The 19,335-nt window shown below is 59.3% G+C and carries 17 protein-coding genes; 9 read left to right on the plus strand and 8 right to left on the minus strand.

Annotated features, from left to right (window positions below; all coding sequences use genetic code 11):
* The first annotated feature begins 109 nt into the window (after positions 1-109).
* The 5 genes from GSQ93_RS07425 to GSQ93_RS07445 all read left to right on the plus strand — a co-directional run bounded on the left by GSQ93_RS07425 (position 110) and on the right by GSQ93_RS07445 (position 4,965).
* On the plus strand, positions 110-796 hold the full coding sequence (locus GSQ93_RS07425) for an HD domain-containing protein (protein ID WP_158934967.1): 687 nt from the start codon (positions 110-112) through the stop codon (positions 794-796).
* Positions 797-1,019: 223 nt separating this feature from the next.
* Positions 1,020-1,895 carry a TauD/TfdA family dioxygenase gene (locus GSQ93_RS07430; protein WP_158934968.1) on the plus strand — a complete coding sequence of 292 codons (876 nt, stop codon included), beginning with the start codon at positions 1,020-1,022 and terminating at the stop codon, positions 1,893-1,895.
* Between the two features lie 67 nt (positions 1,896-1,962).
* On the plus strand, positions 1,963-3,036 hold the full coding sequence (locus tag GSQ93_RS07435; protein ID WP_158934969.1) for an ABC transporter substrate-binding protein: 1,074 nt from the start codon (positions 1,963-1,965) through the stop codon (positions 3,034-3,036).
* Positions 3,037-3,238: 202 nt separating this feature from the next.
* Positions 3,239-4,069, plus strand: coding sequence for an ABC transporter ATP-binding protein (locus GSQ93_RS07440; protein ID WP_158934970.1), 831 nt, complete (start codon positions 3,239-3,241; stop codon positions 4,067-4,069).
* Positions 4,066-4,965, plus strand: a complete 900-nt coding sequence (locus GSQ93_RS07445) for an ABC transporter permease (RefSeq protein WP_158934971.1) — start codon at positions 4,066-4,068, stop codon at positions 4,963-4,965. The genes GSQ93_RS07440 and GSQ93_RS07445 overlap by 4 nt, the downstream gene beginning before the upstream one ends.
* Before the next feature lie 169 nt (positions 4,966-5,134).
* On the opposite strand, the gene GSQ93_RS07450 is transcribed toward GSQ93_RS07445, so the two are convergent.
* The 6 genes from GSQ93_RS07450 to GSQ93_RS07475 form a co-directional block, all read right to left on the minus strand.
* Positions 5,135-6,475 (minus strand): OprD family outer membrane porin, encoded by a 1,341-nt coding sequence (locus tag GSQ93_RS07450; RefSeq protein ID WP_367889741.1) that lies wholly within the window; start codon positions 6,473-6,475, stop codon positions 5,135-5,137.
* A gap of 379 nt (positions 6,476-6,854) precedes the next feature.
* The gene (gene oppF, locus GSQ93_RS07455) at positions 6,855-7,838 is read right to left on the minus strand and encodes a murein tripeptide/oligopeptide ABC transporter ATP binding protein OppF (RefSeq protein ID WP_158934973.1); all 984 of its coding nucleotides are present in this window, start codon (positions 7,836-7,838) and stop codon (positions 6,855-6,857) included.
* The gene (locus GSQ93_RS07460) at positions 7,831-8,829 is read right to left on the minus strand and encodes an ABC transporter ATP-binding protein (protein ID WP_158934974.1); all 999 of its coding nucleotides are present in this window, start codon (positions 8,827-8,829) and stop codon (positions 7,831-7,833) included. Before GSQ93_RS07460 ends, oppF begins: the two co-directional genes overlap by 8 nt.
* Positions 8,830-8,834: 5 nt before the next feature.
* Positions 8,835-9,737, minus strand: coding sequence for an ABC transporter permease subunit (locus GSQ93_RS07465; RefSeq protein WP_174254586.1), 903 nt, complete (start codon positions 9,735-9,737; stop codon positions 8,835-8,837).
* A 30-nt stretch (positions 9,738-9,767) separates the two neighbouring features.
* Positions 9,768-10,688 (minus strand): ABC transporter permease subunit, encoded by a 921-nt coding sequence (locus GSQ93_RS07470; protein WP_158934976.1) that lies wholly within the window; start codon positions 10,686-10,688, stop codon positions 9,768-9,770.
* A gap of 93 nt (positions 10,689-10,781) precedes the next feature.
* Positions 10,782-12,317 (minus strand): peptide ABC transporter substrate-binding protein, encoded by a 1,536-nt coding sequence (locus GSQ93_RS07475; protein WP_254073791.1) that lies wholly within the window; start codon positions 12,315-12,317, stop codon positions 10,782-10,784.
* A 90-nt stretch (positions 12,318-12,407) separates the two neighbouring features.
* Here GSQ93_RS07475 and GSQ93_RS37595 point away from each other — a divergent pair, with 90 nt between their 5' ends.
* The 4 genes from GSQ93_RS37595 (at position 12,408) to GSQ93_RS07490 (ending at position 17,682) form a co-directional block, all read left to right on the plus strand.
* A complete protein-coding gene (locus GSQ93_RS37595) occupies positions 12,408-12,770 on the plus strand; it encodes a hypothetical protein (RefSeq protein ID WP_174254583.1) in 363 nt (120 codons plus the stop codon).
* A 209-nt stretch (positions 12,771-12,979) separates the two neighbouring features.
* Positions 12,980-13,912 (plus strand): LysR substrate-binding domain-containing protein, encoded by a 933-nt coding sequence (locus tag GSQ93_RS07480; protein WP_158934978.1) that lies wholly within the window; start codon positions 12,980-12,982, stop codon positions 13,910-13,912.
* A 308-nt stretch (positions 13,913-14,220) separates the two neighbouring features.
* Positions 14,221-15,948 carry a gamma-glutamyltransferase gene (ggt, locus tag GSQ93_RS07485; protein WP_158935022.1) on the plus strand — a complete coding sequence of 576 codons (1,728 nt, stop codon included), beginning with the start codon at positions 14,221-14,223 and terminating at the stop codon, positions 15,946-15,948.
* 339 nt (positions 15,949-16,287) lie between these two features.
* Complete coding sequence (locus tag GSQ93_RS07490; RefSeq protein WP_158934979.1) at positions 16,288-17,682, plus strand: NCS2 family permease; 1,395 nt, start codon at positions 16,288-16,290, stop codon at positions 17,680-17,682.
* A gap of 176 nt (positions 17,683-17,858) precedes the next feature.
* Here GSQ93_RS07490 and GSQ93_RS07495 read toward each other — a convergent pair whose 3' ends face one another.
* Both GSQ93_RS07495 and GSQ93_RS07500 read right to left on the minus strand, forming a co-directional pair.
* A complete protein-coding gene (locus GSQ93_RS07495) occupies positions 17,859-18,008 on the minus strand; it encodes a hypothetical protein (protein WP_158934980.1) in 150 nt (49 codons plus the stop codon).
* A gap of 208 nt (positions 18,009-18,216) precedes the next feature.
* On the minus strand, positions 18,217-19,308 hold the full coding sequence (locus tag GSQ93_RS07500; RefSeq protein ID WP_158934981.1) for a calcium:proton antiporter: 1,092 nt from the start codon (positions 19,306-19,308) through the stop codon (positions 18,217-18,219).
* Positions 19,309-19,335 lie beyond the last annotated feature (27 nt).

Raw genomic sequence — 19,335 nt, forward strand, 5'->3', positions numbered from 1 at the left:
CCCCTTTCGTTTCTCCCGATGACCCGCTTCGAACAGCGCATTTTAGCAAGGTGTTCGGGGCATCGAGGGCGGCATCGGGGAGAAGCCCACCATCCAAGGAGAATTGAACATGAGCACTACGATTGCCGGCATCCACATTCCTGACAGCACCATGGCGCGCGCTGCGACTGAACTGGTTCGCGATACCGAACCGGACCTGCTGTATAACCACTCGCGCCGCGTGTTCCTGTTTGGCGCGCTGACCGGCGAACGGCGTAAGCTGGCCTACGACGCGGAGCTGCTTTACATCGGCGCCATGTTCCATGACATGGGCCTGATCGACGCCTACAGCAGCACGACTGAGCGCTTCGAAGTGGACGGCGCGAACGCCGCGCGTAACTTCCTCAAGGGTTATGGCATTGGCGAGCAGGACATCGAACAGGTTTGGGATTCGATCGCCTTGCACACCACGCCGGGCATTCCGCAGCACAAGAAGCCGGTGGTCGCGCTAGTCACGGCGGGCGTGGAGATGGACGTACTCGGGCTCGCTTACGACCAATTCACTGAGTCGCAGCGCAAACAGGTTATCGCCGTGCATCCGCGTGAAGTGAATTTCAAGGAAGGGATTATCGATGCGTTCGCTCACGGCACGATCAAGAAGCCGGAGACCACGTTCGGCAACGTGAAAGCCGATGTCCTCGCGCTCAAGGACCCTTCCTACAAGCGCCTCAATTTTTGCAGCCTGATCCTGGGGTCGTCGTGGAATGACAGCCCGGGTGCATGCGCTCATTGCAGCGACCCGGCGCATAATCATTGATGATTCGGCGAGGCGGAATGGCCGCTCCTCCACTGGAGCGGCCCGTTTATCGTTAAAACAGATAAGCGTATGGGATTTGGTTCGTTGACGTTGTTCGCAGAGGATTCTAGATTCGGGGTCTAAGCAGGGTTTTGCGGCGTGCTTTTCTTGGCGCATTACCGCCGCTTAAATTCAAGCGTTTCCGCCCTGAATTGGCGCTCTTAATCGAATTAACGAGTCCCGCGTGACGACCTTATCCCCACACCAGACCATCGAAATCACGCCGTTTGAAGGCTCGCCGTTAGGCGCAGAGGTAACGGGTCTCGACCTGAGCCGGCCGCTTGCCGACGAAGATTTCAAGCGCATCCATCGCGCTCATCTAGATCATCACGTGGTCGTATTTCGCGACCAGCGCATCACGCCCGATCAGCAAATCAGCTTCAGCCGCCGTTTCGGGCCGCTGCAAATCCACGTGCTGCGTCAATTCCAGTTAACCGGCCACCCCGAAATCCTGATCGTCTCCAACGTGCTGGAAGACGGTAAGCCGATCGGTCTCGGCGACGCCGGGCATTTCTGGCATTCGGACCTGTCGTACAAGGAAACACCGAGCCTGGGTTCTTTGCTGCACGCGCAGGAACTACCCGCGGAAGGTGGCGACACGCTGTTCGCCAACATGCATCTGGCATGGGATACGCTGCCGCAAGCGCTCCGCGACGCCGTCAAGGGGCGCTCCGCCGAGCACACCTATCTCGCGAAATACGCCGAGTTGCAAAAGCGCAGCCCGTGGCGCCCCAACCTCTCCGCCGAACAGATCGCCGAGGTAAAACCGGTCGTTCATCCGATCATTCGCACGCATCCGGAAACCGGCCGCAAGGCGCTGTTCGTGAGCGAGCATTTCACGACGCGCGTGATCGGCCTGCCGGAAGACGAGAGCCGCGACCTGCTGCAAGCGCTCTTCGAACACAGCGTCCGCGACGCGCATATCTACCGGCATGTGTGGCGCGAGCACGACCTCGTCTTTTGGGACAACCGCTCCCTCATGCACCTCGCAGCGGGCACGCCTGACCATCTGCGCAGAAAGATGTATCGGACGACGATCGAAGGCGATACGCCGTTCTGAGCGTCGACACGCCCTGCTCATGCCCTGCTTCGAATTCAATTCTAAAAAACACTTCTTCGGACTTTCGATGCCGTTTTCGTTCTCGCTTCCGTTCCTCCCCCAGCGGGGACCTGAAGGTTCCCGTTCGTCGCTGCGCGCGTTGTCAGCAGCGTTTATCTCGTTCTCCGTTGCCATCGCTTCGCTCGGTACGGCCACGCCCGCACACGCCGAGGGCACCATCCGGATCGCGGAACAGTTCGGCGTGGTGTATCTGCTGCTGAACGTTGCGCGTGACCAGAAGCTGATCGAACAGGAAGGCAAGAAAGCCGGCATCGATATCAAGGTGGACTGGCTGAAGTTGTCGGGTGGCGCGGCGATCAACGACGCACTGCTGTCCAATTCCATCGACATTGCGGCTGCAGGCGTCGGTCCGCTGATGACCATCTGGGACCGTACGCACGGTAAGCAGAACGTCAGGGGCGTAGCCTCGCTCGGCAACCTGCCGTACTACCTCGTATCGAATAATCCTAACGTTAAGACCATCGCGGATTTCACCGAGAAGGACCGCATTGCGGTGCCGGCGGTATCGGTGTCTGTGCAATCGCGCGTGCTGCAGTTCGCCGCCGCGAAGCGCTGGGGCGACAAGGACTACGATCGCCTCGACAAGCTGACGCAAGCCGTGCCGCACCCGGATGCCGCCGCGGCGATCATCGCGGGCGGGACGGAAATCAGCGGGCACTTCGGCAATCCGCCGTTCCAGGAACAGGAACTCGCGGGTAACCCGAAAGCGCACATCGTGCTGAATTCCTACGATGTCCTTGGCGGCCCCAGCTCGGCCACCGTGCTCTACGCAACCGAAAAATTCCACGACAACAATCCTAAGACGTATCACGCGTTCATCGCTGCGCTGGCGGATGCCGCGCGCTTCATTGCGGCGAATCCGGAAGCGGCCGCGGATACCTATATCCGCGTGAACAACGCCCGGATTGATCGCAAGCTGCTGATCTCAATCATCAAGAACCCGGACACGCAGTTCAAGATCACCCCGCAAAATACGCTTGGCCTCGCCCAGTTCATGTACCGGGTCGGCGCGATCAAGAACGAACCGAAGTCATGGCAAGACTATTTCTTCGCCGATCCGGCGCTCGGCAACGGCAGCTGAACCTGTCTGCTGCAAGGCCACGTTTTAACGACGCCCGCGACTCCAGCGGGCGTTTTTCCGTCCCTCGCTTAAACATACGTTCGCGGCACTGGAACAACAAAACCGTCGCTTATGCGTCGGCGTGTTTTGAATATGCGCAATGATTGGTTCACGCGCGCAAGACGTCCGGCTAAGGTCGTGTTTTATGCCTGAATGCACAGCCATGGCCGCCAACCCTTCCGTTCTTTATCCGCCGCCCGGGAGCAATAGTGCTCCTGCGACAAGCGCGAAGCTTCTCACCGTCGATAACGTCAGCCTCGAGTACCGCACCCGCGAGCGCATCGTGCGCGCGACGCATGAGGTCAGCTTCGACGTGTATGGCGGCGACCGCTTCGTGCTGCTCGGACCGTCCGGTTGCGGCAAGTCAACGCTGCTGAAAGCGGTGGCGGGTTTTATCGAACCCACTGCAGGGTCGATCCGCATAGACGATAAACCGGTGCGAGGTCCCGGCACGGACCGCATTGTCGTGTTCCAGGAGTTCGACCAACTGCCACCGTGGAAAACGGTGCTGCAAAACGTGGCGTTTCCGTTGCGTGTCGGGAAGAAGCTGAGCCGTGCGGAAGCCCGCGAACGAGCGCTGCATTTCCTCGATAAAGTCGGCCTGGCCGCTTTCGCCGATGCTTATCCGCACACGCTTTCCGGCGGCATGAAACAGCGCGTGGCAATCGCTCGCGCACTGGCGATGCAACCCCGCGTGCTGCTGATGGACGAACCGTTCGCCGCGCTGGACGCCCTCACGCGCCGCAAGATGCAGGAAGAACTGCTGCGCTTGTGGGACGAGGCGAGTTTCACGCTGCTGTTCGTCACGCACTCGATCGAGGAAGCGCTGATTGTCGGCAACCGCATCTTGCTGTTGACGCCACATCCGGGCCGGGTGCGTGCCGAGTTGAACAGCCATCAATTCACCAAGGACAGTTCGGGACGCACCGACTTTCAGCAGAGCGTTGCGCGCATTCATCGGCTGCTGTTCGAAGATACGGAGGCCGTTCAATGAGCACGCCGACGATCCCCTCGTTCGAACCTGCTGCGCTCGTGCCGCCGGTTCGCGAAGAATATGAATGCATTCCCAAACCACTGCAGGATGTCGCCGTGGAGGCGCCGTTACCGTTCGGCAAGCGGCTTTCCAACCAGACGTGGTTACGCAAGGCGTTGATCGCCCTGGTGCTGATCGGGATCTGGGAAGCGGCTGCGCGTGCGGTCGGCAACGACCTGCTGCTGCCCACCTTCACCGATACCTTGACGGCCTTCGTACAAGGCATCTGGTCGGGCGAACTGATCGCTAAAACGGCGATCTCCTTGTCCGTGCTCTTGCGAGGTTATCTGCTCGGCGTGATGCTCGCGTTCGTGCTGACATCGCTTGCCGTGTCGACGCGTTTTGGCCGGGACCTGCTGTCCATGCTGACCGCCATGTTCAATCCGTTGCCATCCATCGCGCTGCTACCGCTCGCGTTACTGTGGTTCGGCCTGGGGACCGGGAGCCTGCTGTTCGTGCTTGTGCATTCGGTGTTGTGGCCGCTCGCGTTGAACACGTACTCCGGCTTTCAATCGGTGCCGGAGACGCTGCGCATGACCGGCCGCAACTATGGGCTGAAGGGACTTCGGCATGTGTTGCTGATTCTGGTCCCCGCAGCCTTGCCTTCGATTTTGGCCGGGCTTCGTGTGGGCTGGGCCTTTGCGTGGCGAACGCTGATCGCGGCGGAACTGGTGTTCGGCGCCAGCTCCGGAAATGGCGGCCTCGGCTGGTACATCTTTCAGAACCGTAACGAGTTGTATACGGATCGCGTATTCGCGGGATTGGCGGCGGTGATCGTGATCGGTCTGGTCGTGGAGCATCTTGTCTTCGATACCTTCGAGCGCCTTACTGTCCGTCGTTGGGGTGTACAGCGTTAGAACGCCTTACGATCAGCCAGGCGCAAAAAAAGGCCCGCTGGGAGCACCCGGCGGGCTGAACGCGTGGTGGTTGATCCCCCACGCTTTATCGGCTGGGTTACATGCCGTGAGTTGCGCCCAGCTCACGGCACCCTTTCAGCCATTCAATAGAAGAACTTTAGGGCACGGGTTAAAACACATTCACCGGTACGTTCACCATCAAGCGATAAACGTCGCTGCTGGAATCGGAATAGTACTTGCTGCCGTGGTGATGCATGTAATAGAACTTTGCAGTTGTTCCCTTCAGCTTTCCAGACCCGAACGTATAGGACGGAATGAACCCGAATTCATAATGGGTGCCATGAACCGCCTCGCCATTCTTCCAATAGAGGTCATGCAGTGCGTTCGACGGATCGGCATATCGATTCGCCATGTCTGACGCATCCGCACCCCATCCATACGCGCTCCACACCGTCATTTTCAAACCGGGAACACCGTACCCGCTCATGTTGACCGTGTAGCTGAGCGACAATGATTTTTCGTGCGGCGCGTTGTAGTCGACATCAAGCGAATTCGCCAGATAATCGCCTGCGGACTGGCCGACATAATCGAAGAACTGATTGCTGGCGATCTGCTGGAATCCCAGCGATACCGTATGCGCGTTGTGCGTACCCGAAAACTGCAAGCTATACGCGTGGTTATTGATCGAGCCTTCGCGACTCTGCCCCACATCGTGCGTGTAGTAATAGGTTAGCCCGCCCGTCCACCGAATCTGCGACGGATCGCCAATACTGCGCGAGAGCGACAGATAATATTGATCCCAGACGTTTTCCGCGCGGCTTCCGTATAACGATACGGCCGTGTCGTCATTGGGCGTGTAGTCACCGCCCGCGAACGTGAAGCGGCTGAAGTGCGTCCCGCCGTATTCGGTCGACAACGACGAGACGCTGGTCTGGCCGCGGGCCAGCACGGCATCCACGCTCCCTGCCTTGAGCGTCAGGTTCTTGATCTCGTCGCTCGCGAGGGAAAGACCCCGGTAAGTCGGCGGTAGTGCGCGGTTGTCGTGAGGGACGAGAAAGGGATTATCGAATAACTGTTGACCATATTTAACAACCGTATTCGATACCCGCGCTTTCACGTCCCACACGCCCGGGTAGGTCCATGCAAGCTGATTCTGACCGCTTTGACCGTCGTGATTCAAATGCACGCGGTTGCCGGCGCCTTGCCCGCCATTTAGCTTGAATGCGCTGAACAACGACGCGTCAAAACCGACGCCGAATAAGCCACGCGTATATCCCGATTCAAACACCGCCTGGTTGCCGAGAATCGACGCGTCTTTCTTCTTGATACCGTCCCCTTCGAGGTGTTCGGTATAACTGCGAAACAAAAGATTGAAATGTGAATCTTCGATAAACCCTTGAGACTTCGATTGATTACTGATCGGCGCATCCGCTTCGGAATTCGGCGGAGAACTTGGAGGTGCCTCAGTATGGCGTGTTGCAACATCATCATCGTCTGCAAAAACAGCCATGGACGGGCTTATCAAACCGGAGAAAACAATTAGAGATAGGGCGATTGAACGCTTTTGTTGTTTCATGTGCTTGTCTCTTATTTCTTATGGGCGGCGAGTGAAGGGCCGATGGCTGTTCTCATATAATTTCAGCGCGAACGAAATCGCCCACGCCGGGCTCGGAACGACTCACCGGAGGGTTGTGACTGCAGGAACTACGCGAACTACAGGGACTACGAAAGGGACTACGAAAAGTTCACGATTGGCCGAACGACTCCCCGGCCCCCGTTAAAAACGGAGACCTTTGCTACTGCCAGGGGGTCGAAACGGCGGTCAAATAAAGCGCTGATTCAGGCGCCTATCAGGCAAATAATTTAAGCCAGTAATTTAAGCCAGTAATTTAAGCCAGTAAGCAGGCTGCCGCGACTCCATGTTCAAGCGTGCGCAGCGTCGGCACTTCCACTGAACAACGTGCCTCCGCTATGGGACAACGGGTATGAAAGACGCAACCCGATGGGGGATTGATCGGACTCGGAATATCGCTGGACAGGATCTGCACGACCTTCGTCCGTTCGATAGCCGGATTCGGCACCGGCACCGCGGAAAGCAACGCGCGCGTGTACGGATGCCGAGGACGCGCGTAAAGCGAATGTTTGTCGGCAAGCTCCATGACGTGGCCGAGATACATGACCATGACGCGGTCCGAGATGTGTTTGACCACGGCCAGATCGTGCGCAATAAAAATCAGCGCGAGCTTCATTTCCTGCTGCAAGGACTTGAGCAGGTTGACAATCTGCGCCTGGATCGAGACGTCGAGTGCGGACACAGGTTCGTCGCAGACAATCAGCTTCGGCTCCACGATCAACGCACGCGCAATGCCAATACGCTGGCATTGCCCACCTGAAAATTCGTGCGCGTAGCGGTTGATCATCTGCTCGCGCAAACCGACCTTCCCCATCATTGCGCGAACCTTCTGGTTCATTTCGTCCTTCGACATACCCGGACGATGTTCACGCAAAGGTTCCGCGATAATCTGCCCGACCGTCATGCGTGGATCAAGCGATGCAAGCGGGTCCTGGAAAATCATCTGGATGTCGCGCCGCACACTGTGCCATTGCTTTGCCGTGGCGCCGCTGAGATCCTTCCCCATCCAGACGATTTCACCGTGCGTAGCCGGAATGAGGTTGAGGATCGCGCGTGACAAGGTCGACTTGCCGCAGCCCGATTCACCCACTACGCCGAGCGTCTCGCCGGCCTTCAGATCGAAACTCACGCCGTCAACTGCCTTCAGCGTGCGCGACGGTGCCCACGGTAATTTGCTCTTCGCCTTGACGTTGAAATGAACCTGGACGTCGCGAACGGACAGGATGGTTTGCTCAGACATGGGCCACCTCGTGCAACGACTTCATCTGCTCGATCGGGCGATTGCAGGCTCGCAGCCAGGTGGTGTCGCCGCCAAACGATTCGAGCGGCGGGACTGCCTCGGCGCAACGCTGGCTTGCATCTATGCAGCGCTCCTGGAACGGACAGCCCGATGGCGGATGCGCCATGTTCGGCGGATTGCCGGGAATGCCGACGAGCGGCGCATCGCTCTGATCCAGCCGCGGCAATGCGCGCAGCAAACCAATGGTATAGGGATGCGAAGGACGCGCGAACAGGTTGTCCGCGTTGCACTGTTCCATCACGCGGCCGCCGTACATGACCATCACTTGCTCGCACAGACCGGCAACCACGCCGAGGTCGTGCGTGATCAGAACGATCGCCGTGCCGAAGTCGTGTTGCAGGTTGCGCAGGAGTTGAAGTATCTGCGCCTGGACCGTGACGTCGAGCGCGGTGGTTGGCTCGTCGGCAAACAGCACCTGCGGCTCGCACAGCAGCGCCATGGCGATCATTACGCGCTGGCGCATGCCACCGGACAGTTCGTGCGGATATTGATCGATACGATGCGCGGCTTCGGGAATGCGCACCGCTTCCAGCATCTCGATCGCGCGTTTCTTCGCGGCGCGTCGCGTCATGTTCTTGTGCAGTTCAAGCACTTCCGTCATCTGGCGTTCAATCGTCAGATACGGATTCAGCGACGTCATGGGGTCCTGGAAGATCATGGAAAGCCGATTGCCGCGAATGCGGTTCAGCTTCTTCGCCGGCATGCTCAGCAGGTTCTCACCTTGATACATCACGCTGCCTTTTGCCCGGCCATTGGTCGCGAGCAATCCGAGCATGGCGAGCACGCTCTGGCTCTTGCCCGATCCCGACTCGCCGACAATGCCGAGCGTGCTGCCTTCTTCCAGGTCGAAACTCACGCCGTTGACTGCGCGGACCACGGCGTCGGGCGAGTCGAAGGCGACTTCCAGATTACTTACCTTGAGCAGTGACATGGTGCTTACCGATCCTTCGGGTCGAGCGCGTCGCGCAGACCGTCGCCAACAAAGTTGATGCAATACAGCGTCACCGACAACAACGCCGCCGGGAACAGGAGAATCCACGGCGCTGTTTCCATCACGCCAACGCCATCCTGAATCAGCACGCCCCAACTGGTCATCGGTTCTTGAACGCCGAGTCCAAGAAACGATAGCACGGACTCCGTAAGAATAACGCCAGGAACCGTAACCGTTGTGTAAATTGCCACAATGCCGAGCAGGTTCGGGACGATGTGGCGCAGGATGATGCCGCTGGTGGAAACGCCGATAGCGCGCGCCGCTTCAATGTATTCCTTCGAACGGATCGCCAGCGTCTGGCCACGCACGACGCGCGCCATGTCCATCCACGAGAACACCGTAATGGTCAGGACCACGAGGTAGAACTCGCGGCCAAGCAGCGTAACCATCAGGATGGCGATCAGCAGGTACGGGATCGCGTACATCATGTCGACAATACGCATCATCGCGTTGTCCACGCGGCCGCCTACGAAGCCCGCGATAGCGCCCCACACAATGCCGAGCGTGACTGACGTCAGCGTGGCGAGCCCGCCGATCATCAGCGAGACGCGGCCGCCAACCAGGCAGCGCACGAGCAGGTCGCGGCCGGTGTCGTCCGTGCCGAACAGATGCCAGTTTGCAAACGTTGGCGCGGAACTCATCATGTTCCAGTCGGTGGAATCGAAGGCGTTCGGCAGCAACATGGGGCCGATCGCACAGGCCAGCGTGATCAGCAGCAGGATCACGAGGCTTGCCACGGCGGCCTTGTTGCGCGCGAAGCGCATACGGGCGTCCTGCCAGGGGCTGCGGCCTTCCACCGGCACGGCCAGCACGCTCTCGAGCGCGGGGACGAGCGTTCCTTGTTTCATTGCGGACCTCATGCTGGTTGACTCATTATTTCAGTAGCGGATTTTCGGATCGAGCCACGCATACGCGAGATCGACCAGCAGGTTAAGCAGTACCGCGACCACCGTCACCAGCACGACCAGTCCCAGCACAAGCGTGTAATCGCGGTTGGCCGCGCCATTCACGATCAGCTTGCCGATGCCCGGCAACGAGAACACGGATTCGGTGACGACCGCTGCCGTGATCGAACCGATCGCGAGCGGACCGATCACGGAGACCACGGGAATCATCGTCGGGCGCAGCGCATGGCGCATCACGACGGTCCATCGCGACAAGCCCTTGGCATAGGCAGTTCGAATGTAGTTGGTGTTCATCACCTCGATCAGGCTGCCGCGTGTCACGCGTCCCACGGTCGCCACGTTGATGATGGTCAGCAGCGCAATCGGCAGCACCATGTAGCGCACATGAAAGCCGTTCCAGCCACCGGCCGGCAGCCACTTCAGCAGGATCGCGAACACCAGGATAAGCACGGGTCCGATCACGAACGAAGGAAACGCACTCCCCGCGTTGCCGATGATCATCAGCAGATAATCCGCCGGGCTGTTGCGATACAGCGCCGCGACAATACCGAGCGCCACGCCAAGCACAATGGCGAGCACCATGGACACACCGCCAATGGTCAAGGACACCGGCAATGCACGCAGCACGAGGTCGTTGACGCTCCAGTCGGCGTATCGAAACGACGCACCGAGGTCACCGTGAAGGAGGCTGTTGAGATACAGCAGATACTGCTTCCACAAAGGCTCGCCGAGATGGTATTTCGCCTGCAAGTTTGCGAGCACTTCGGCGGACACTTTGCGCTCACCGTCGAACGGACCGCCCGGCGTAGCATGCAGCAGCAGATAGCAGACGGTGACGACAATCAACAGCGTAGGCACCGTCAGCAGCACGCGCCTCAACGTATAGGACCACATGGGACATCTCTCCTGGCGGCATCGCGACAAAACGCGTCACGGTAACCGCCTCTTGCTGTTTGCTGGATAGTATTGCGAGAATTTACGTCCCGCTCAATGCGCGACGATATACATGTCCTTGCTACGGTAACGGTCCATCGGGTTCTTCAGCGAATACCCGCCCACGTAGCTTTTCACCAGCCGTACCGTGGTGTATTGCAGCAGCGGCAGGATCGGATAGTCGTCCATCACAAGCTTCGCGGCCTGGGTTTGCAACTGCGTACGTTTAACCTGGTCCGTGCTTTCGTTGGCTTCCTTGATCAGCGCGTCGGCCTTGGGATTGCAGTTGAAGCTGTCGTTCTGATCCGAACCGCATTGCACAAGCTGCAGGAACGTGGTCGCGTCGTTATAGTCCGCGACCCAGCCATTGCGTGCAATCTGATAGTCGCCGGCATGACGCTTCTTCAGCAGGACCTTGAATTCCATCGCGTCGATCTGCGTGTCAAGACCCAGTTTCGTTTTCCACTCGGAGGCCGCAAAAATAGCCATTTTCTTGTGATAGTCGCTGGTGTTCGTCGCGAAGTGCAACGTCGTACCCGGCTTGACGCCCGCTTGTGCGAGCAGCTTCTTCGCTTCTTCAACGCGCTTCGCCATCGGCCACGTCGACCAGTCATACGCGGTCACATCCGCACCCTTCACGCCCTTCACAATGACGCCGTACGCAGGGATCTGCCCGTCCGCGGTGACGCGTTGCGCGAGGATGTCGCGGTCGATCACCATGGAGAGCGCCTGGCGCACGCGCACGTCCTTGAGCAAGGGATCTTTGTTATTGAACGAGTAGTAGCGCAGTCCGAGCATCGGCGCGATCTTCATGTCGGCGGCGAACTCCTGCTTGTATTTCGGGTACATGCCGGACGGCAACTGATACACCCAGTCGTTGTCGCCCGACTGAAACAGCTTGATGTCCGAGGTCTCGCTCTCGACCGGCAGATAGGTCACTTGCGACAACTGAACATGAGCCGCATCCCAGTATTGTGGATTGCGTGCCAGCACGAGCTTGTTGTTCACCTGCCAGTCCTTCAGCATGAACGCGCCATTGCTCACCAGCTTGCCGGGTTTGGTCCAGTCCTTGCCGTACTTGTCGACGGCCGCTTTGTTGATCGGACCGAGATTCGTATTCGACATCAGTTCCGGGATGAACGACACCGGATACGGCGTCTTGATCTCGACCGTGTACGGGTCGATTGCGCGGATGCCCAGCGTGTCCGGTGACTTCTTGCCCGCCACGATTTCAGCGCCGTTCAGCAAGAAGATGCCAAAGGTACTGGCGTACGTTGACGCAATCTTCGGGTCGACAAGGCGCTGGCAGCCGTACACGAAATCGTTCGCGACCACCGGCTCACCGTTGGACCACTTCGCATTCTTTCGCAGATGAAATATCCACGTGGTTGCATCCTTCTGCTCCCATTTTTCCGCCACGCCCGGCACGACGGTCCCGTCGGCATCGGTTGCGGTCAGGCCTTCGAACAGGTCGCGCGTGACGTTGTTGGACGGCACAGTCTCAGCCAGGTTCGGATCGAGCGTCTCCACCTCGGACGCGTTGTTGCGCACCAGTTCCTGCTTGGCAGCAAGCTGCACGCCGGGCGGCACGATAGCCGCATGAGCCAGATGAACATTGCTTGCGGCTACAACGCAAACACTCGCTGCAAGGGCGGGGAGCCACTTGCCTGAAACGCGGCGATGAACAGCATCGCCCGGACGAAAAAACGCGTCAACGCAGGTGCTACGGGCAACGAGAGCTGCAAACAACGTCATGGGAAACCTTATTTTTTATGTGTTCATCAAGCACTGATCGGCGGAGCAAAAGGGCTTTTGACCCTGTGCAACGCGGCGATGCGTGCCGTTATGTGTGGCTATCTGTCGCTATGTACCGTGCTTCGCATGCCGAAGCAGACGGACGGCGGCCAGCATCTTAGCCCACCTAACATTTCGCTTTCGAATTTATCGATCAAGGACTGGCATCGTGTACCTTGCCTCGTCGTAGATTCGTCTCCTTCACCAACAATTACCTTCAAAAATATTTACACATATCCTACGAACTGACGACATCAGGCGAGTTCGCGGGGAGTATTTCAGAGCAATAAAGTGGAATCCACTCACATGTGCTTATAGGCCATGCGTTTTGGGTATAGGCAGGAGGCTGCGTGTTTCACCTGTGCTTTATCTACGCGCGCGCGACCGTAAATCGGCAGGCACGCTTGGTTCGCGCTAACATCGGCGTCCTTGAGGTTCATGGAGGGTGATTCAAGACAATGATTCGTTTTCGCCAGATAGAAGCTTTCCGCTCGTTGATCATGATGGGTACCAGTGTTGGGGCCGCGCGCGCGCTGCACGTCACTCAGCCCGCCATCAGCCGCCTGATTGCGGATTTAGAGGCTGACCTCGGTTTTAGCCTTTTTAGCCGTGTGGGCGGCCGCTTGAATCCGACTAACGCAGGGTTGCGTTTTTATAAGTCGGTCGAGGAGAATTTCCTGGGACTGGACCGCCTGAGGCAGGTCGCCGAGATCATTCGCGACGAGGCGTCCGAAGGGCTCACTGTCGCGTGCATGCCGGTGATCGCGAGCACCCTGCTGCCGCCCATCCTGGCCGACTTTGTCGAACGCCATCCGGGCGTGCCCATTCGTGTCGACTCGGTCAAAGTACCCGAAGTGCTCACGATCCTGCAGAACCACAAGGCCGATGTCGCCATCAGTCAAGCGTTCGCGGCGGTTGCGGGCATCGAGGTCGAGAAATTGATCCATGCACGGGCGCAGTGTGCAATGCCGGCGTCGCATCGGCTGGCGAAGAAAAAAACCGTGCGGGCGCAAGACCTGCGCGGCGAACGCATCATCGGCTGGGTGCCGAATTCAAGGCAACCCTATGCGGCCGAGCAATCGCTATTCGCTGCCGGCGAAGACCGGGCGAACTACACGGTGCTGACCGATACCGCGCACACGCGCTATGCGATGGTCGCGGGCGGCCTGGGTGTGTCGATCGTCGAACCGTTTGCAGCCAAGGTGTGGCGCGCGCACGGCGTGGTCGTGCGACCGTTCGATGCCGCGATCGAATACGAATATGTGCTGTCGTATCCGAGCAGCGGCATCCGCTCGGACCTGGTTGCTTCGTTCCGTGAGTCCGTGCTGCGTGTGGTGGCAACCTACTCCCTCGACGAAACACCGGCATCCGCGGATACCGAGGAGGCCTGACGCACGCGCGTCCGGCTTCGCGCTTTCACCGGGGCGGCGAGACGCCGTTAGCTCAGGTCGTGATCAACGTCCCGTGGCCGTGGAGATCGCATAGCTTGTCGCCCTCCACGCCGGACCATCACGCCCCTGCTCAAGCTCAGGCACGGGGCTTCCCACCCTTTCGTAATCAATTAGGCCCGTGGTATAAGCCCCGGAGCGTCTCCGCCTAAGCGCTTCGCCGGAAAAACGACGGGAAAGCGACGGGAAATGATCATTACCCCAGGCGGACGCCCAATTTCAGGAGGAGCCAGATGTCCATGAAGAAGTCCATGAGTTCGCTGCATCACGCACGTCCGTTTGCGCTCGGAACGCTCGCTGCTACGGTGTTTTCGCTCTCGATCGGGTTCGTTGAAAGCAGTCCCGCCTACGCGAAAGTCGCACCGCAACCCGCGGTCCTGACCGCGTCAGCGGTGGCAGTCGCCGACAAGTTCGCGGCCGACGCCGCCGAACAAGTCCTTAAGGAAGGCGGCAATGCCGTTGATGCAGCCGTCGCGATCGCCTTCACGCTGGCGGTGACCTACCCGGAAGCGGGCAACCTGGGCGGCGGCGGTTTCATGACGCTCTACGTGGATCATCGTCCGTACTTCCTCGACTATCGCGAGCGCGCCCCCATTGCCGCCACGAAGAACATGTATCTCGATGACAAAGGCGAAGTCATCAAGGGCATGAGCCTGTACGGGTATCGCGCAGTCGGCGTACCCGGCACGGTGTCGGGCATGTGGGAAGCGCAAAAGCGCTTCGGCAAGCTGAAATGGAAACAGGTCGTCGCGCCCGCAATCAAGTACGCGCAGGACGGCTTTGAAGTCAGCGACCAATTGCAGGAACGCAAGGATGCGGCGTCGAAGGACTTCGCCGGCAAGACCAACTTCGATAGTTACTTCGGAAACCTTAATAAAGGCGTGAACTTCAAGCAGCCGGAGCTGGCAGCCACGCTTCAGCGCATCTCGGACAAGGGTGCGAAGGGCTTCTATGAAGGCCAGACGGCGGATCTGATCTCGACAGCCATGGCCGGCCACGGCCTGATCACGTCAAAGGACCTGAAGGAATACAAGGCGGTCTGGCGGCAACCGGTGCTCGCGAGCTGGAACGGGTATCGGATCATCACTGCGCCGCCGCCGAGTTCCGGCGGTATCGGTCTCGTCCAGTTGCTGAAGATGAAGGCCGATCTCAAGGACAAGTATGCCAACGTGCCGCTCAATTCCGCCCAGTACATTCACCTGACCGCGGAAATTGAAAAACGCGTGTTCGCGGATCGAGCCCAATATCTCGGCGACCCCGATTTCTACAAGGTGCCGATCGCGCAGCTCATAGACGACGACTACATCTTGAAGCGTGCATCGGAGGTCAATCCCGACACGCCGTCGGATACCAAGAGCGTCGTTCCGGGCCTGGGCACCACGATGCCGGAGAAGGCTGAAACCACGCACTTCTCGGTGGTCGACAAGTGGGGCAACGCGGTATCGAATACGTACACCATTAACGGCTATTTCGGCTCCGGTGTGGTGGTCGACGGCACGGGTGTGGTGCTGAACGACGAGATGGACGACTTCTCATCCAAGCCGGGCGTAGCGAACATGTTCGGCGTGGTGGGCAGCGACGCCAACGCCATCGAACCGCGCAAGCGCCCGCTCTCCTCGATGACACCGACCATCCTCACGAAGGATGATCAGGTTGCCATGGTGATCGGCACGCCGGGCGGTTCGCGCATCTTCACATCGATCTTCCAGGTGATCAGCAACGTCTACGACTTCTCCATGCCTTTGCCTGAAGCAGTCGCTGCAATGCGCTTTCATCATCAGTTGCTGCCGCCGAACACGATCTTCTGGGAGCCGTACAAACCCATTGACGGCGATCTCGCGAAGGAACTGGAGGCAAAGGGATATACGCTCGCGAAGCAAGGTTTCAACGGCGATATCCAGGTCATCAAGATCGATGACAAGACGCCGGAACCTGTTGCCGATCCGCGTGGACGGGGCGTGACGCGCGTGATCCAGTAAGCGGCCGCATTCGTTCCAGTCGGTTCAAGGCAGACAAAAGGGCCGGGTCATTCATGACCTGGCCCTTTTGCTTTGCTTTACTTTTAAGGCGTACACGTATTCCCTCAAAGCCGTGCTGAAACGGACCTTATAAGGATCGCGGCATGACTGGAATCCCATTTTTGAGATTGGAGGCGGCTTAATGTTGCCCTAGTCTCTGTGCTGGCCCCAGTCCAATGCGTTGGCCCCCGCCAACACTACAAATAAACCTATCGAGACGACCCTGAAGACGGCGCCGCCCGGTCTCCCGAGACCATCCGGCGCGCTTGTTTCAGCCTGCTGATAAAGGAGAACAGCTCAATGATGGAACCCCACATCCAGCCGCTTGCCGGTATCGACATCCAGGATGACGCACCCGCGTCCCAATCCGGCGGATTGATCGACAAATATTTTCAGATCAGTGCGCGCGGCAGTACGCAACGGCGCGAGGTCATTGCCGGGATCACGACCTTCCTGGCGATGGTGTATTCCGTATTCGTCGTCCCGGAGATGCTCGGCAAGGCCGGATTCGACACCCGCGCCGTCTTCGTGGCGGTCTGCCTGACGACCGCATTCGGCTCGCTGTTGATGGGCATCTGGGCGCGCTTGCCGATCGCCATCGGTTGCGCAATCTCGCTCACCGCGTTCACCGCGTTCGGGCTGGTGCTCGGCAAAGGGCTCTCGCCAGCCGTCGCGCTCGGCGCCGTCTTCCTGATGGGCGTCTCGTTCACCGCGATCTCCGTCACCGGCGTGCGCTCGTGGATCCTGCGCAATCTGCCGGCAGGCGTCGCGCATGGCACGGGGATCGGTATCGGCTTGTTCCTGTTGCTGATTGCAACGAACGATGTCGGCCTGATCGTCAAGAACCCGGGTGCTGGTTTGCCCGTTTCGCTTGGCCATATCACCGCGTTTCCGGTGCTGATGTCGATCTTCGGACTCGCGGCAATCATCGGTCTGGAACGCCGGCGCGTGCCGGGCGGAATCTTGCTGGTGGTGGTCGGGTTGTCGGCGCTGGGACTGGCCTTCGATCCCGCCGTCCGTTTCACCGGCGTGTTCGCGCTGCCCTCGCTGAGCGCGCCCGGACATGCTTCGTTGATCGGCGCCATGGACATTCGCGGCGCGCTGTCGCTGGCCGTGCTGCCTAGTGTGTTCGCGCTGGTGATGACAGCCGTCTTCGATGCCACCGGCACGATTCGCGCGGTTGCGGGACAGGCAGGTCAAATCGATGAGAAAGGCCGGATAGTGAACGGCGGCCGGGCGTTGACGGCGGACTCGGTCAGCTCGATTGTGGCTGCGTGCCTGGGCGGTGCGCCGGCGGCGGCTTATATTGAATCGACGGTAGGCGTGGCGGCAGGCGCGAAGTCGGGTCTGGCGGCCGCGACCGTTGGCGTGATGTTCCTGCTGGTGATGTTCTTCTCGCCGCTCGCCGGACTGGTGCCCGCGTACGCAACGGCTCCGGCGCTAATGTATGTCGGCCTGCTGATGCTGGCGAGTGTGAGCAAGCTTCACATGGACGATCTGGTGGACTCCATGTCCGGTCTTGTCTGCGCCGTATTCATTGTGCTGTCGGCCAATATTGTGACCGGCATCATGCTCGGCTTCTGCACCCTCGTAATCGGGCGCGTGATAGCCGGCGAATACAAGAAGCTGAACGTTGGCACGGTGGTGATTGCCGCAGTGCTCGCCGCGTTTTATCTCGGCGGATGGGCAATCTGACCTGATGGGCTAGTGAACATCTAGCGCAGTCAGTACGAATAGGCTTAACACCCCCGGTTGCCGGCAACTTTTCCGGCAACCGCCTTCGCTTTTACAAGACACGCTAATCGACGTTCGAGAGCGATAAAACGGCTCATCGATACGTTGATTCAGCAATCAGCCAAACTCCAGCCGATTTACTTCCGGCGATACGCTTCGGCCACTACTGCGCAATTTTGCAGATGCAGGTTCAGCGCGTGAGCAGCTTCGCGGCGAACAACAGCCTTCGTCTTGCGGAACCAGGAACCGAACGAAACGAGCAGCGAACTTTGAGCGGTGGTTTTCATGAGAGCACCTCAGCGCGAATAAGGGATTACCCGTTAGGGAATACCCTTATTATACGCATTCGATGCTGCATTGCAAAAATATTTTGAGATCAGCGGGGTCATGAAGCGTCAACGCAACAGCGCGTGGCTCTTTCCCGGATTGAGTCCAGCCTTTTGCGCAAAGACGGTTCCGGGCGCCGGGAATGCGCCGCTACCCCGCTAGACGCAATCAGGGCACGACGGAAAGAAACAGGAAGGTCGCGAAAATTACAAGGTGAACCACGCCTTGAAGCAAGGTCGATCGTCCGGTGCCAAGCGTCAGGACGCTCACGATCAAGGTCAGTGCGAGCAGCACGATTTCCTTCGGTCCGAGGCCAAGTGCGATCGGCTGGCTGATCGCCAGCGACACCATCGCCACTGCCGGAATGGTCAGTCCAATGCTCGCCAGCGCCGATCCAAGCGCCAGATTCAAGCTCGTCTGCAAGCGGTTAAGCCGAGCCGCGCGCAATGCGGCGACGCCTTCCGGCAGCAGCACCAACGCAGCGATCACCACACCAACCACCGCTTCGGGCGCGCCAGCACGGGCGACGCCTGCCTCGACCGCTGGCGAAAGCAGTTTCGCCAGCCCGACCACAGAAATCAGCGAGAGCAGCAGCAAACCGCCAGCGGCCAGTGCGAAACCGTTGGTCGGCAGCGGCGCGTGAACATCGTCGGATTCGCCTCGGTTCGGATCGAGCGCAGGCACGGGCGGCAGGAAATAGTCGCGATGGCGCACCGTCTGCACGAACACGAAGACCACATAAAGCACGAGCGACGTCACGCCCACGAACACCAGTTGCGAGGTCGACAACCCCGGCCCGATCACCGTGCTGGTGAAATCAGGCAAAACCATGGTCAGGACCGACAGCGCGCACAGGACAGCGAGCGTTGCGCTTGCACCCTGCAGCTGGAAATTCTGCTCGTGATGGCGCATGCCGCCCACAAGCAGGCAAAGCCCGACGATCCCGTTGCAGACGATCATGATCGTGGCGAACACCGTATCGCGCGGCAATGCTGCCTTTTCCGGGCCGCCGGTCAGCATGACAGAGACGATCAACGCCACTTCGATCACCGTGACCGCTATTGCGAGCACCAGCGTGCCAAACGGCTCACCAACGCGATGCGCCACCACTTCAGCGTGATGGATCGCGGCGAATACGGCGAACGCGAGGGCGACGGCGGAGAGTATCAACAGGAAGCCGTTCGGCATGGCGAACGTCAGTCCCAGGATGACAAGTGCGGCAAATGGCGCAATGCACGTCCAGTCCAGCTTGAATTTCATTGATGCTCCAGGGCGGTGCTGCGTGTG

The organism is Burkholderia sp. S171, assembly GCF_009766085.1.
Lineage (GTDB): Bacteria > Pseudomonadota > Gammaproteobacteria > Burkholderiales > Burkholderiaceae > Caballeronia.

Coding starts and splice junctions, on each gene's coding strand:
- GSQ93_RS07440 (WP_158934970.1), top strand. CDS start 3,239: ATGGCCGCCAACCCTTCCGTTCTTTATCCGCCGCCCGGGAGCAATAGT.
- GSQ93_RS07490 (WP_158934979.1), top strand. CDS start 16,288: ATGATGGAACCCCACATCCAGCCGCTTGCCGGTATCGACATCCAGGAT.
- GSQ93_RS37595 (WP_174254583.1), top strand. CDS start 12,408: ATGAACAGCATCGCCCGGACGAAAAAACGCGTCAACGCAGGTGCTACG.
- GSQ93_RS07435 (WP_158934969.1), top strand. CDS start 1,963: ATGCCGTTTTCGTTCTCGCTTCCGTTCCTCCCCCAGCGGGGACCTGAA.
- GSQ93_RS07445 (WP_158934971.1), top strand. CDS start 4,066: ATGAGCACGCCGACGATCCCCTCGTTCGAACCTGCTGCGCTCGTGCCG.
- GSQ93_RS07465 (WP_174254586.1), bottom strand. CDS start 9,737: ATGAAACAAGGAACGCTCGTCCCCGCGCTCGAGAGCGTGCTGGCCGTG.
- GSQ93_RS07495 (WP_158934980.1), bottom strand. CDS start 18,008: ATGAAAACCACCGCTCAAAGTTCGCTGCTCGTTTCGTTCGGTTCCTGG.
- GSQ93_RS07460 (WP_158934974.1), bottom strand. CDS start 8,829: ATGTCACTGCTCAAGGTAAGTAATCTGGAAGTCGCCTTCGACTCGCCC.
- GSQ93_RS07480 (WP_158934978.1), top strand. CDS start 12,980: ATGATTCGTTTTCGCCAGATAGAAGCTTTCCGCTCGTTGATCATGATG.
- GSQ93_RS07470 (WP_158934976.1), bottom strand. CDS start 10,688: ATGTGGTCCTATACGTTGAGGCGCGTGCTGCTGACGGTGCCTACGCTG.
- oppF (WP_158934973.1), bottom strand. CDS start 7,838: ATGTCTGAGCAAACCATCCTGTCCGTTCGCGACGTCCAGGTTCATTTC.
- GSQ93_RS07425 (WP_158934967.1), top strand. CDS start 110: ATGAGCACTACGATTGCCGGCATCCACATTCCTGACAGCACCATGGCG.
- GSQ93_RS07450 (WP_367889741.1), bottom strand. CDS start 6,475: ATGGCTGTTTTTGCAGACGATGATGATGTTGCAACACGCCATACTGAG.
- ggt (WP_158935022.1), top strand. CDS start 14,221: ATGAGTTCGCTGCATCACGCACGTCCGTTTGCGCTCGGAACGCTCGCT.
- GSQ93_RS07500 (WP_158934981.1), bottom strand. CDS start 19,308: ATGAAATTCAAGCTGGACTGGACGTGCATTGCGCCATTTGCCGCACTT.